The sequence below is a fragment of the Pasteurella bettyae CCUG 2042 genome (assembly GCF_000262245.1).
Classification (GTDB): Bacteria; Pseudomonadota; Gammaproteobacteria; order Enterobacterales; family Pasteurellaceae; genus Basfia; species Basfia bettyae.
On record NZ_AJSX01000013.1, the window covers coordinates 1 to 13,437 of the forward strand.

10 protein-coding genes, 4 tRNA genes and 1 pseudogene are annotated in these 13,437 nt (G+C 37.9%); 5 read left to right on the top strand and 10 right to left on the bottom strand.

The genetic code is table 11. The annotated features are described in order from the left end of the window. Window positions 1-114 precede the first annotated feature (114 nt). From HMPREF1052_RS03025 to HMPREF1052_RS03040, 4 genes are all read right to left on the bottom strand, one after another. Window positions 115-190: transfer RNA gene (locus HMPREF1052_RS03025), tRNA-Thr, on the bottom strand. Window positions 191-193: 3 nt separating this feature from the next. Continuing rightward, window positions 194-268 (bottom strand) — tRNA-Gly (locus HMPREF1052_RS03030). A 49-nt stretch (window positions 269-317) separates the two neighbouring features. Beyond that, window positions 318-402, bottom strand: a tRNA-Tyr gene (locus HMPREF1052_RS03035). 29 nt (window positions 403-431) lie between these two features. Further along, window positions 432-507 (bottom strand) — tRNA-Thr (locus HMPREF1052_RS03040). A gap of 217 nt (window positions 508-724) precedes the next feature. On the opposite strand from HMPREF1052_RS03040, the gene coaA reads away from it, so the two are divergent. From coaA to rsmB, 4 genes are all read left to right on the top strand, one after another. Beyond that, complete coding sequence (gene coaA / locus HMPREF1052_RS03045; protein ID WP_005759529.1) at window positions 725-1,678, top strand: type I pantothenate kinase; 954 nt, start codon at window positions 725-727, stop codon at window positions 1,676-1,678. Window positions 1,679-1,851: 173 nt separating this feature from the next. After that, a complete protein-coding gene (gene def / locus HMPREF1052_RS03050) occupies window positions 1,852-2,367 on the top strand; it encodes a peptide deformylase (protein WP_005759541.1) in 516 nt (171 codons plus the stop codon). Window positions 2,368-2,453: 86 nt separating this feature from the next. Continuing rightward, window positions 2,454-3,410, top strand: a complete 957-nt coding sequence (gene fmt, locus HMPREF1052_RS03055; RefSeq protein WP_005759532.1) for a methionyl-tRNA formyltransferase — start codon at window positions 2,454-2,456, stop codon at window positions 3,408-3,410. An 11-nt stretch (window positions 3,411-3,421) separates the two neighbouring features. Further along, window positions 3,422-4,849 (top strand): 16S rRNA (cytosine(967)-C(5))-methyltransferase RsmB, encoded by a 1,428-nt coding sequence (gene rsmB, locus HMPREF1052_RS03060; RefSeq protein WP_005759521.1) that lies wholly within the window; start codon window positions 3,422-3,424, stop codon window positions 4,847-4,849. Between the two features lie 311 nt (window positions 4,850-5,160). On the opposite strand, the gene HMPREF1052_RS03065 is transcribed toward rsmB, so the two are convergent. The 4 genes from HMPREF1052_RS03065 to HMPREF1052_RS03080 are packed head-to-tail and all read right to left on the bottom strand — an operon-like array spanning window position 5,161 to window position 9,250. Continuing rightward, window positions 5,161-5,664 (bottom strand): contact-dependent growth inhibition system immunity protein, encoded by a 504-nt coding sequence (locus tag HMPREF1052_RS03065; protein ID WP_005759524.1) that lies wholly within the window; start codon window positions 5,662-5,664, stop codon window positions 5,161-5,163. A gap of 1 nt (window position 5,665) precedes the next feature. Further along, the gene (locus HMPREF1052_RS03070) at window positions 5,666-6,931 is read right to left on the bottom strand and encodes an endonuclease toxin domain-containing protein (protein WP_005759535.1); all 1,266 of its coding nucleotides are present in this window, start codon (window positions 6,929-6,931) and stop codon (window positions 5,666-5,668) included. Between the two features lie 22 nt (window positions 6,932-6,953). Continuing rightward, a complete protein-coding gene (locus HMPREF1052_RS03075; RefSeq protein ID WP_196793373.1) occupies window positions 6,954-7,397 on the bottom strand; it encodes a hypothetical protein in 444 nt (147 codons plus the stop codon). 35 nt (window positions 7,398-7,432) lie between these two features. Next, window positions 7,433-9,250 (bottom strand): VENN motif pre-toxin domain-containing protein, encoded by a 1,818-nt coding sequence (locus HMPREF1052_RS03080; RefSeq protein WP_005759537.1) that lies wholly within the window; start codon window positions 9,248-9,250, stop codon window positions 7,433-7,435. 1,034 nt (window positions 9,251-10,284) lie between these two features. Between HMPREF1052_RS03080 and HMPREF1052_RS11630 the strand changes: the two are divergent. Then, window positions 10,285-10,635, top strand: a pseudogene (locus tag HMPREF1052_RS11630) (hemagglutinin repeat-containing protein); the annotation flags it as partial. On the opposite strand, the gene HMPREF1052_RS11690 reads toward HMPREF1052_RS11630, so the two are convergent. After that, complete coding sequence (locus tag HMPREF1052_RS11690; protein ID WP_005759539.1) at window positions 10,556-13,006, bottom strand: S-layer family protein; 2,451 nt, start codon at window positions 13,004-13,006, stop codon at window positions 10,556-10,558. The pseudogene HMPREF1052_RS11630 and the gene HMPREF1052_RS11690 sit on opposite strands and share 80 nt — an antisense overlap. 81 nt (window positions 13,007-13,087) lie before the next feature. After that, the coding region (locus HMPREF1052_RS11325; protein ID WP_005759527.1) for a hypothetical protein at window positions 13,088-13,437 on the bottom strand (350 nt) is incomplete at its 5' end.

Below are 13,437 nucleotides of genomic sequence, written 5' to 3' on the forward strand. Positions count from 1 at the left end.
AGAAGTCCCTCTAAACAAACACGGTTATCGATGGTTCAATAATACCACATTAACCAAATGTAGAAAATTAAATTTTAGTTTTGAGGAGAATTAGGAATTTGGAAACTTTGGAAATGGTGCTGATAGGCGGATTTGAACCGCCGACCTCACCCTTACCAAGGGTGCGCTCTACCAACTGAGCTATATCAGCGCCTGGAGCGGGCAGCGGGAATCGAACCCGCATCATTAGCTTGGAAGGCTAAGGTAATAGCCATTATACGATGCCCGCTGTTCTAAATTCGTCTGTCCCATCAAATCTGGAATACTTTCATAAAACATGGTGGAGGGAGAAGGATTCGAACCTTCGAAGGCTGAGCCGGCAGATTTACAGTCTGCTCCCTTTGACCGCTCGGGAATCCCTCCACACAAATGAAAACTTGTTTATAAGAGAATGGTGCCGACTATCGGAATCGAACTGATGACCTACTGATTACAAGTCAGTTGCTCTACCTACTGAGCTAAGTCGGCATCTCATAAGCAAGTGAGGCGTATTATAGGGGAATTTTTATCGCTGACAAGTATTTTTTTCAAAATTCTGCGATTTTTTTACTATTCGCCTAATATTCAGTCAAAAAATGTGAGTTCTGATAGATTTTTGGATATTTACTGTAAAATTTTCTGCATAATTACCATTTCTATTGTATATTTCTAGCTACTATACTTTTATTTTTTCAATTGATTTGTCGTGAACCCAGAATATACATTACCAACCACAGAAAAATTCAGTCCATTTTTGACTTTTAATCGTCAACAATGGGCAGAATTACGTAAATCTGTACCACTTAAGCTAACTGAACAAGATCTCCAACCATTGCGTGGTTTTAATGAAGAACTTTCCTTAGATGAAGTGAGTACAATTTACTTACCTCTTACTCGTTTAATTAATTATTATATAGAAGAAAATTTACGTCGTCAGACGGTCATGAATCGTTTCCTCGGACGAAACAATGAAAATGTTCCTTATATTATTAGTATCGCAGGAAGTGTGTCTGTAGGGAAAAGTACTTCAGCTCGTATTCTACAATCTCTGTTATCAAATTGGCCTGAGCCCCGTAAAGTTGATTTAATCACCACCGATGGCTTCCTTTATCCTTTAGAAAAATTAAAAAGGGATAATTTATTGAATAAAAAAGGTTTTCCTGTTTCTTATGATACACCTAAATTAATAAAATTTTTGGCTGATGTTAAATCAGGTAAGCCTAATGTAAAAGTGCCGATTTATTCTCATTTAACCTATGATATTATTCCTAATCAATTTACTTTAGTTGATCGTCCAGATATCTTAATTCTTGAGGGCTTAAATGTGTTACAAAAAGGCTCTCAGAGAACACGCCAAACCTTTGTTTCAGATTTCGTGGATTTTTCTATTTACGTCGATGCCGATGAAGAACTTTTACGAGAATGGTATATTCGTCGTTTTTTAAAATTTCGTCAAAGTGCTTTCAGTAATCCTGATTCGTACTTCAAACATTATGCCAAACTCTCTGAACAAGAAGCTATTGAAACAGCCACACAGATTTGGAATAGCATTAATGGTTTAAATTTAAAACAAAATATTCTTCCAACAAGAGAACGTGCCAACCTTATTTTACGCAAAGGTGAAGACCATGCAGTAGAAGAAGTGAAGCTCAGAAAATAATGCTAAAAAAGACCGCACTTTTCACAGCTAGAGAAAGTGCGGTGTTCTACTCAAAAGTTTCCACCTATCAATTCAATTCTACGAAAAGCTATTTTTTTAGTTAAAAAATCCTACAAAACCTTGTAGAATAGTCAGACTTAATACAACAATTTGATAACAAATAAAGAGGGAATATGACCGTATTAAACGTACTTATTTATCCAGATGAGCGCTTAAAAACGATCGCAGAGCCTGTTACTGAATTTAATGATGAATTACAAACCTTTATTGATAATATGTTTGATACCATGTATCAGGAAGAAGGCATTGGGCTTGCTGCCACACAAGTAAACGTACATAAACGGGTGATTACAATTGATATTACAGGTGAAAAAACTGAACAATTAGTTTTCATTAATCCTGAATTACTTGATGGTGAAGGAGAAACAGGAATTGAAGAGGGTTGTTTATCTTTACCTGGTTTCCGTGGCTATGTTCCACGTAAAGAAAAGGTCACCGTGAAAGCCTTAAATCGTCAAGGTCAAGAATTCACATTACATGCAGATGGTTTATTAGCTATTTGTATTCAACATGAAATTGATCACTTAAATGGGATTGTCTTTGCAGATTATTTATCTCCGCTAAAACGTAATCGCATAAAAGAAAAATTGGTCAAATTACAAAAGCAAATGGCGAAACACCAAGCTTAACTTATATAAATTCGATAAGGTGGATTACTTCCACCTTTTATTAGATGTTCTCACATCCTTATTTTTAACGAAGCACATTATCTAATATGAAACCATTAAAAATCATCTTTGCTGGCACGCCTGATTTTGCCGCACGACATTTACAAGCCTTGCTAGATTCACATCACGAAGTTATCGCTGTTTATACACAATCTGATAAACCAGCTGGTCGTGGTAAAAAATTACAAGCCAGTGCGGTTAAACAATTAGCCGAACAATACCATATTGCAGTTTATCAACCAAAATCATTACGCAAACAAGAAGCCCAAGCTGAGCTAGCTGCCTTGCAAGCAGATATCATGGTGGTTGTAGCTTATGGTTTAATTTTACCTAAAGCTGTATTAGCAATGCCTCGTTTAGGATGTCTGAACGTACATGGTTCATTATTACCTCGTTGGCGTGGTGCAGCGCCTATCCAACGTTCAATTTGGGCTGGAGATAGCCAAACTGGGGTCACTATTATGCAAATGGATGAAGGTTTGGACACTGGTGACATGCTTCATAAAGTATATTGCGATATTTCCAAAGATGAAACATCCACTAGCCTTTATAACAAACTGGCGGAACTTGCTCCAAATGCATTAATTAATGTCTTAGATGGCTTAGAAACTGGGAAATTCCCAGCAGAAAAACAAGATGATGCTCAAAGTAACTATGCAGATAAATTATCTAAAGAAGAAGCCAAATTAGACTGGAATCTTTCTGCTGAACAGTTGGAACGTTGTATTCGAGCCTTTAATCCTTGGCCAATGAGTTACTTTAGCACCACTGATGCACAAGGTCATTCACAAACGTTAAAAGTTTATCAAGCGAGCATACTTCCTCACGTAGAAAAGCCAGCAGGCACGATTTTGCAAGCAGATAAAAAGGGGATTCAAATCACTACAGCCGAAGGCGTACTGAACTTATTACAACTTCAACCAGCAGGTAAAAAACCAATGTCGGTACAAGATCTATTAAACGGACGTGCAGATTGGTTCCCTGTCGGTAAAGTACTTGAATAAGGTCTAGAATAATGAAAATTTCTCAAAAAAAGACCGCACTTTCAGGTCAAAAAAATCCTCCGTCCCAAGCAAATAAACGCTCTCAACGTTCGACTAAAGTTAATTCTGTGCGGGCATTATCTGCACAGATTATTTTACAAGTTTTGGATCAAGGCAAATCGCTATCGGCATTAATTCCAGAGTTACAAAGTCAAATCAAACCTCAAGATCTCTCGTTACTACAGGAAATTTGTTTTGGTATTTGCCGTGTTCTTCCGCGTTTAGAACACATTATTAAAAAACTTGTAGACAAACAACTAAAAGGCAAAACCCGTATCGTACATTGTTTATTGTTAGTAGGTTTATATCAAATTCTTTATACCAGAATTCCTCCTCATGCTGCTGTAGATGAGGTAGTCAATGCAACGACCCCATTAAAATCTGAAAATTTTCGTGGCTTAATTAATGCGGTGTTACGACGTTTCCTACGTGAACAAGAACAAATTCTCGCTGTGGTAGATAAAAACTGGCAAACCCTACATCCTGAATGGTTTGTAAATAAATTGAAAAAAGCCTACCCTATGCAGGCACAACATAATTGGCGTGAAATTGTGGACGCTAATAATCAGAAACCTCCCATGTGGATTCGTGTTAATCAACAACATTGTTCTACAGAAAATTACCGCACTTTGCTGTTAGCAGAACAAGAATTAACCAGTTGTACTGATGTAAATCCTTATGCTTTGCGCCTTACTCAACCCATTTCAGTGAAAAACCTACCGCACTTTGCAGAAGGCTGGGCCACTGTACAAGATGTACATGCTCAATGGTCATCAATTCTATTGGAACCACAAAATGGAGAACTCATTCTTGATGCCTGTGCTGCTCCAGGTGGAAAAACCACACATATTTTAGAACAAGCTCCACAAGCCAAAGTCATAGCGCTAGATGTGGAACAGAATCGTCTAAATCGTGTTACAGAAAACCTACAACGTTTACAACAAAAAGCAGTAGTGATTTGTGGTGATGCTACTCAACCTGATAGTTGGATCCCTCAAGCGGCAGAGGAGTTGATAGGTAAGAAAACTGATCTACAATTTGATCGTATTTTATTAGATGCACCTTGTTCAGCAACAGGCGTAATTCGCCGTCATCCTGATATCAAATGGTTACGTCAAGAACAGGATATTGAGTCCCTAGTCAAATTACAAGAGAAAATTTTAGAAGCACTTTGGAAGAAGCTAAAGCCTAATGGAATACTTTTGTATGCGACTTGTTCCTTACTGCCTGAAGAAAATAGCCAACAAATTACTGCATTTCTAGCAAAAACACCGAATGCTCAATTAGAACAACTGCCTTTTGAACAAGCAGAAGGCGAAATTGGTAAACAATTTTTCCCCAGTGAACAAGGCGGTGATGGCTTCTACTATGCAAAATTAAAAAAGAAAAATAACATTTAATATTAAAATAGCAGTTAGCGGATACTACTTAGTATAGTTATTATTGATGATTTTAGTATGACTATCTCAGCGTTCCACCTGAGATTATACTTTAATGTCACAACTGTCTCATATGTTTGCTAACTGTCATATTTTATCGACTGATAGCTTCAAGTGACTTAACATTGGCTTTCCAATGCTCTGCTTTGAGGTTTGCTTAATGCTAGTTTGCCAGCTTTTGTATAACGGCTGTGCCATCAGGTAATAAATGGTCAAAATTTTTAAAAATTAACCGCACTTTTATACCAAGACAGACACTATCAGATTTAAAATCATTTTCTATAAATACTTGTGCAATATTCAAACGCATCTTTAACCGCTTTACCTAACTCTTCATCAGATAAATTGACAGGGTATTCAAACTCCACTCCTTGTCCATCTTTATCCCTGACTGTTTCGAATGAATCTAGTCCATCTTGATGAAGTGGGGTTATAAATAAGATATTATTTCGTATATCTACACTTAGAAAAGAAATATCTCTCTGAAACGCATTCTTATTTTTATAGCCACATTTTTTTATAATTTCTTCTTCTTTTTTTTGTAAAATCTCATCCAATTCATTTCTATGCTTCCAAATATCCATAAACAATTCTTCTGTGATGCTATGACTCTCAGAAAGTTTTTCTCTGATTTTTTTTCCTAAATCCAAATCACCGATATTTGTATTTGAATAACTAACTTGTTGTTTTGCATCCACCCGAAGAATTCTACCTACTAAATAGCTATAAATTAATACAAATTTATCTGTTTTTTTAATAAGAATACTTTGTTTCATTTTATTTCACCTCTTTAACAATAATTTTCACACCTTGTGATTGTGCATAATCAATTGATTTGTTGATAGCATTCCATTGTTCTTTTGTTGAACCAAATGGAATTGCCAAATACATTTCTTTAGATGATATATCCTTATTATAAATTCTATCAAATCCTTTACCATCACCCTTAAAATTCACCATATCATCAACATACTTATTCAATTGATGAGTAATTCGTTTTGGATCTTGGTAAGTTTTAGAACCTACGGTATCCATCGTTTTAGCACTCACTGCTGTGCCATCAGGCAATAGATGGTCAAATGTTTTAAAGTTTGGTTTAATTTCATTCAAATTCAACGTACCTTCAGGAAGAGAAGTGGTTTGTAAATACTCTTCCCAAGCCTTACCCTGCTTTTGAATACCTTTTCCCCATTCAATATTAACTACTTTGTTAGATAATGCCCCCTCTTTAAGTGCTAATTTACCAACATTTTTTATACCTGAATGAGCTAACCCTGCAATACCAGAAAGTGTACTAATTGCTGTCAATTCATTTGATAAATAAACTTTCATCCGAATTAAATCAGCTTCATCTCGATAACCTGCTGCTTCTAATTCATCTACCTGTTTTAATTCTGCCCGAGTATTTTCTGATAGAGTATCAATAGGTGATAACACCACCTTTTTAATTTCATTACCAATTTTTCTTAATTGCTCTTTAGCTGTTTCATCTCCTTTTAAAGCATTTACCGTAATTTCTGTCAAAATAACCGCATTTTCTACAGGTTCATCAACAGAAATTTTCATTAACGCCTGCTTAGCAAGATTTTCCATTCTTTGGCTTTGCATTTCACCGTGAAGTCTGGATACTTCTTGAAATTCAGCATCAACCAAGTGATTATAATTTTCTCGAGAGCGATAATCTTTGAAACTAGAATGAGCTGTAGAAAGCGTAACAAGCTCTTTAGCACATTCTACGGTCATTTTATTGCGACAGGCCTCATCCAATTTGTTATTTCTTTCCCGATCTAATGCTCCTAATTCATTAATTCTTGCTTGCAACGAAGAGCAATCGCCGCCTTGAGCTAAACATTGATCAGGCTTTTTACTTAAGCGAGCCAACTCTTCGGCTTCGTGTCTGAATAAATAATTATTCTCCACCGCTCGTTTCCCCACATCAGCCCCAACGGCTGCCGACTGTGCATTCTCCCCAATCAATCCAGCTGCTAAGCCGCCTGCAAGTTGGCTTAGGAATACTACATTTTCAAATTCAGAGGTAATCAAATCTAGCGCTAATTAATAATAATTAAAATATATCACTAAACTTTAACTCTCCTGATAATATATAATTTGGATTGCCTTTATCTATATAACTCTCAGCTTCTCTAATTTCCACATTATCTACCCCACCATAGATTACTGGTAAAGCACCGTAAACAACAAATTTATTATTTAATAAATACCTAGAAATTAAAATATCATCTTCCATAAGTAGCTCAGAAAAACTTTTATTTCTTTCTTGAAATCTAAAAAGAATTATTCCGTCATAAACTCTTGCATATTTAACAGAATTAACTCCACTTCCTTTTGAATAACATATAATAGAAATACACTGTTTATTGATACAATAGTATCCTATCTTCTTGGGATTGACATAAAAGCAATATATGAAATATAACCCACAAAAAATTGTTAAAAATAAAATAGCATACATTTTTAAAATATGTTTTTTAACAATAGAGAATGACATATTACCCCCTCATAAAATACAAATATTAATGATATTTATTTCTTATTTTTAACTCTCTCTTCTCCTAGTTCATATCCATATTTACTTTTATAATACTGATATTTTAATTCTCCATACATAGGCTCATCACCATATATTTTTCCAGTAACCATATGTTTCAAAATCCCTATTGTACCAGCTTGCTGCAAAGCTCCACTCATTTTCTGAAATTCATCAAAAGATTTGCCTAAAACAGCTGCATTCATACCAGCTAATATATTTCCAGCATCTCTTAATGAAATATATTTACTTTGAAATAAGAAACCATGATAGGATTTTCCTTCGTGTCCAAGATAATTTGATTTTATATCATACTCTCCATTAGGAGTACTTTTCCAAGCAACCGTAAAAGGAAATTCATTCCAAGCTTTAGTGTCTAATTGATATATATAATCATCAATACTTTGACCTAAATAAATGACACCTACATCTTTTTTTGTTTCAGGACTTATAAATGAATCAGCAAACATAATCTCCCCAACATTCTCTCTTGATGACCGGTATGGTTCCAAATCTTTCTTATTACATTCTGTATTATCAACACAATAAAAATTATATTGATAAATACTCATATCCCCATCATCAATATTTTTAGCAACAACCCCATTATTAGAGATATGAAGACTATTATTCTCCACCGCCCTCTTCCCCACATCAGCTCCAACGGCTACCGATTGTGTACTATCCCCAATCAATCCAGCTGCTAGACCACCTGCAAGTTGGCTTAGGAATACCACATTTTGTTTTTCAGCTTCTGTCAGGTCTTTGCTGGCTTTGCCTTGGTAAAGGGTTTCGGTGATGAACTTCGCGACCACTTCACTGCCTGCCCCTGCTGCTGCGCCTGCTAGGGCGTTATTGCCCGTTGCTGCCGCTTCTACTGCGCCAAGTAAGGCGTGAGCCATTAAGTTCGCTTGTGGATTTACTGTACCATCGGCGTTCTGTGTGTACTTTTTGATTTGTTCATTTAAGTAAGGAGAGACTAATCCCACCGCTGCTTGGTTGATGTCTTTTGCTGCTAATCCTTGCAATGCTGCTGTCACCGCATCTACCGCGCGTTTGGTTGTGCTTCCCGTGCCGTAGTTTTCGTCATAATGCTTTTGTTTATTATCCCAAGCTGCTTTAAGTGGGGCATAATCTGGATGCTCTGCGATTTCTTTATCACTTTTTCCCTCGTTTTTGAGACGAGTAGCCACTTTACCGGCTTCTAGCTTCGCTTTTTCAACCGCTTCTCGTTCATTGTACGTATAAATCTGCATTGCCTTTTCCGCAATCTCGCCGATGCCTTTTACTAACTCTTGCGTTTCTTTCGCTTCGTTAATGTCATGTTTCTTGACCTTTTGGTTGGCATGTTCGGTATCATGATTGAGGTTTTGAAGTGTCGTTTCCCCATGGGGGTCTTTTGTCAGTGTAATATTGATATTCTTGCCCGCTGCCGCTTTGGTGGTGCTTTGCTCACTTTCATTTTTATTGCCCAGTAAGCTTAGCGCTGACATTGGATTTATTCCATTCGTGCCACCGCTAATAGAGCCACTTCTTGTTTCCAGTTCGCTGTAGTTTTGAATATCACTTGTGGTGAGTGTACCTGTTTCCAAGCGGTTGTTTTTTTGGTTAGCTTCGCTACTGATAATGGCACCGTCAAGATGAGTGTTGTTATGGACTTTAACCGCCATTCCCCCTTTGCCAATTTCCATACTCGTTTGCTTTTCTACTTGTGCCGTGTTCAGTTTCGCTGAATTATAGGCAGCATTAGCACTCGCTCCAGATGTTGAAACACTTCCCCCGGCTTGAGTTTGATGGCTGTCGTAGTTTGTCACATCTTGGCGACTTTTCGCTTCAAGTGCATGAACATCCCCTTTCCAATGCTCTGCTTTGAGATTAGTTGCATCTAAGGTTAGTTTGCCAGCAGAATGAGTGACAAACTTATATGGTGGTTAGCCATATTGCAGGCAATGGTCAAGTCCAGCTGCGAGCCAAGAATCTCTCTTCTGAAGGAGCAGATTTAGATGCTAAAGGCAAACTGATAGCCTTGGCTGAAAATGATATGGTATTAGGCACCGCCACACGCCAAACGGCTTATGAAGAGTTTCATGAAACGAAAAGTGGTAGTGTGGTGGCAAGTCAAACGACCAAACAATATGATAATAAACGAGAGTTGACCCACAAAGGGACAGAGCTAACGGGCAAAGGAATTGTGCTACAGGCAGGCAATGATTTAAATGCAGAAAGTGTATTAGCGGTTTCTCGCAATGAAGATGTGTTGCTTTCGGCGGGTAATCATGTGAACTTAAGCACAGCAACCAATCAACAGTATGAGCAACATATCAAAGAAACCAAACGTAGTGGATTTTTAAACGGCGGAGAAATAGGCTTTACGATTGGTAGCCAAAAAATCCGTCAAGAAAACACCCTTGATGGTGCGATACAAAGCACAGTACGTAATACGTTTGCCAGTGAAAGTAGCAACGTGATGGTGAAAGCAGGTCATCAAGCCAAAGCAAATAATGTTGATGTGATGGTGGCTAATGATAAAAGTGCGGTCATTTTAGGCAAAAATGGTGTACGAGTGGAAGCTGGGAAAGATGTTGTTCATAGCACTGATAAATACGAATTTAGTCAATCGGGATTAAGCCTTGCACTGAGTACACCAGTCACCAATGCGATGCAATCGGCACATCAATCTGTACAGAAAGCCAAGGCAACACAAAATGACAAGCTGAAAGGGGTTTATGCAGTAAAAGCGGCGGAAGATGCAATTATTGCGGCTCAAAATGTGAGTAAAGTGGCAGATACGCTAGGCAATCTTGATAACACACTCACAGAAAATACTGCCGCTACAGAAAATCCAGCGATGAAAATTGCGGTGAGTGTTGGCAGCCAGAAACAAGAAAGAGAAAGCCAAACAGAAACCATTACGCACGCTAAAAGCAACCTGAAGGGTGGGAACGTCTCACTGATTTCAGAAAGCGGTAAAGTTGAGTTGGAGGGCGTTGATACCAAAGTAAAAGATACATTACACCTTGAGGGCAAAGAAGGCATTTTGTCCAAAGGGGTCATGGACACCACCGATAACAAAACCACCGATAAAAATCACAGTACAAGCGTGGGTGTCTTTGTTGGCTTTACTGGTGACAGCTATGGAATGGGTGTTGAGGCATCAGGCAGTGTTGGCAAAGGCAAGGAAAACAGCCATACGGAAAGCTGGCAAAACAACCAACTACACACAGATTCTTGTCACTTTGCTTACGATAATGATTTCCACTGCCAATATTTTCATCAACGCCCACATTAACCTTGGTGAGATGAAGATGATTTTGGGCTTTCAGATAGGTTTCGCCTTGACCATCATTAATAATCTCTGCGCCCGCCATGTTGACATTGTTAGCATGAATGTACAATGCGCCATTTTCCCCTTTAACGTGTAGCAACGCTTTGCGGTCAAGCGCAGTTTCTGTCCGATTAAACTCAGCCATATCAATATCACTGGCTCGAGTTGTAGAATGGTGAATAAAATCACCGCCTACATCCAATAAAATAGCTCGATTAGCCTCAATCGTACCACCAATATTCTCAACATTGCCTTTCACATTGCCTGTCACTACATTCCCTGTGACGGTGCCACTATTTTTCAAATGCATCGCATTAAATTGCACCCACTCACGCCCAGCTATTCTACCTTCATTCAAGATTGCATTGCTATTTAGGCTAAGGCTATTTGCAGAAAGTAATGTCCCTTGGCTATCAATATCCCCTTTGCGTGCAACTGCATACACTTTAGGGGCTAAGACTGAAATCGTTTCGCCATTTGCTAAGCGTACTGATTTTGTTTCAAACCAGACAATATCCGAGGTAAGCTGCGCGACCTGTTTAGGCGATAATGTTACACCTAAACGCAAATTAAATTTCTCCGCGAAAGTTATCCCCGCATCCATCAAGGCCTTATATTGACTATCAAAATTCGTATAGTTGCCTAAATATTGTCTGCCTGTCAGTTGGTTGATTTGTTCTCGCACTAAACGTTGCTCGTAATAGCCATCGCCCAACCGTTTTTGCACATTGTTGTGATCATGTCTTAATGCATTGAACATATAATCCGAACTTAACCAGCGTTTTTTGTCGGTAAATACAGGATCGGTTTCAATTAAAACGTGGCTATCAGCATTCGGATTAATTTTATAAAGACTAGAACTTGGCAATGGCGAACTCTCACCTGTTGGTTTTTCCACAAGTGAATGGCTATCAAAATCATATTGATCAAAGACCTGAGCAACTGGCAACGTAATGCTTTTTTCAGGGTTACTTAACAAGCCTGATTGTTCAGAGGTATTCACTCGTTTGTATTTATTTTTAAAACTGCCTGTTTTACTTTTACGTTTTTTTAAATAACTATAATACTTATCACCATAAGTTTCGGTAATTTGCCGACCTTGCTCCTGTTTCATCTCCAAATTACCATTTAAAGCAAAATGACCACCGATTAAAATACGGCTTTTATCATTCACAAACTTATCAGTAGTCACGCTTAAATCACTGCCTGATAAAATCTCCCCAGCCTGACTTTGAGTAACTACATTTTCTTTAATAACCTCTTTGTTTATTTTCGTTACCCAGTAATCTTTGTATTCGACTCCTGCAAGTGAAGCAAATTTTTGGTTATGTGCAGAAATTGCTGTATTGAGTTGGGTAAAGGCATTTTGGTTGTCTTTAACCCATTGCCAATAGGCTGGTAACACTTTTTTCTCAAAATGAGATTTTTCAGTTAAATAGGTTTGATATGCTTTATCATACAAAGCCTTATAGGCATGATATTCAGCAAGTAATTTTTCATAGGCTTGTTGAGCTGCTGCATTCCCATTAATAGGTGCTTCAGGCTTAATTGGGGCGACAGGTTCAACTGGGACTTTGGCATTATTCAACAATTCAGCTAGATTCTCACGCATAGTCGGCTTAATTGCAAAATATTGCCACGCTGAATCCTTAGGAAGATAATAGGAATGTACTGAGAGCTGGCAGTTAGGCGCAACACCACCGCCAACACATTGATTAGCTTCAGGTAAATAATTAGATTGCACATCATTATTAAATGGTTTTTCAATCTCCTCAGGTTTTGAATTCACTCGCCAGCCATTACGTCCACGAGATTTTGACCACCAGCTCAATAAACGTCTATCTAAACGCAATTCGGATTTAGGCACACCACTCGGCACAATGTAATACCAATCTACAGCTTTATCAGACACCACCTGCAATTCACTCTTAAAGAAATCATTGGTATTATTGATTTTGTGAACATTGCGGGTCATCTTGCCTAAACTCTCAATTAATGCACTGTGATTATTAATTACCTCTGCCGAACCTTCTGCTTCATCAGCACTATTTAATCGCCCTCCAATATGTAACGATCCTGCACTAAATAACGCAGTAGCATCTTTGGTCTTACCTGAATAAAAATGATTTTGGTTGGTAAGTTGTTTTACCCCTAAATCTAATCTCTCTCGTGCGGCAATAATTGGGCTTGCAACGACATCAGTTTTATCATCATGATTGATTAATTGAATTGCATGCAATGCCACATGATCACCATAAATCCGACCCGTTCCTACATTCTCAATAGTCTTCGCCTTAATAACGTTTTTAGCTTTATCGTCATTTTCTTATCGGCTTGAAATCAATCCTCGATTGGTTACAGTATCGGCTACTTGAATGCGAACATTACCGCCTTGAATTTCACCTGTTTTGGTTTGAGCTAAACGATCTGCTGAGATCTTAATATGCTGTTTCGCCCCAACAACCCCTGATTGTTCAACCGATTTTTTGCTATTCAGCTTGATATTTCCTTTATGGGCTAAAATCTTCGCAGTATCTGTATTCTCAATGTTTTTAGTTGCCAATAGCTCAACAGATTGGCTTGCTTGAATACTATTTTTGTTAATAACTCTACCATTTGTATCAATTACCACATCACCAGCACTCGCTCCAATATGCCCCGCATTACGTACTCCAA